The organism is Dellaglioa sp. CoH-56-MRSF-14, assembly GCF_056782115.1.
The window spans coordinates 1-562 of the sequence record NZ_JBXAYB010000017.1 but is presented as its reverse complement, the minus strand read 5'-3'; the positions used below and the strand labels follow the sequence as shown (position 1 = coordinate 562).

Sequence of the window (562 nt, the reverse complement as noted above, 5' to 3'; positions counted from 1 at the left end):
CGTGACCTGTCCGCACTGCGGCCTGGCCGGCAAGCCTGCTGTGATGACACGATGGCATTTTGACAACTGTAAGACTGATCCATGTGAGGTGGAAAACGGCAAACGGAAAATTATTCGTGAGACTTCTCGGCGCTGGTCTGATGCAGAAGAGAAAATTCTGATTGCGGCCCGCATTCGAGATGGTGCAAAGCAGAAGGACATAGTTAGCGAATTCGGGCGCAGCCGAGAGTTTATTCGCCGGATCGCAAGAGAACACAATCTATAGGAGATTTAAATGCCGTCACGTCAGATTACCCACGACGCGCGCGAGGGTAAAGGAAGCAAAGAAAGTTTGGAGCACAAGTGGGATAAAGCCGAGGGGATAGCAGAAAAAGAATATGGTCCCGGGCACTGGGGTGCTGTCGAACACATTTATCAGAATATGCGAGATTCAAAGAAACATGAATCTTCGGTAGAACTGAACGCGGCTGAACGAATTGTCGAAGACGAGAAAAGCGATAGTAAATAATCGGAAAGTGGTGTACAATTGCCGCTTTGTATACCACTTTCAGGAGTATAGAGG

The 562-nt window shown here is 48.6% G+C and carries 2 protein-coding genes; both read left to right on the top strand.

Annotated elements, in window-relative coordinates; genetic code table 11:
- A partial coding sequence (locus tag AC1RPX_RS07625) for a hypothetical protein (protein WP_481763308.1) occupies nt 1-265 on the top strand: 265 nt, incomplete at its 5' end.
- 9 nt (nt 266-274) lie between these two features.
- On the top strand, nt 275-508 hold the full coding sequence (locus AC1RPX_RS07620; protein WP_481763307.1) for a hypothetical protein: 234 nt from the start codon (nt 275-277) through the stop codon (nt 506-508).
- The last annotated feature ends 54 nt before the right edge of the window (nt 509-562 follow it).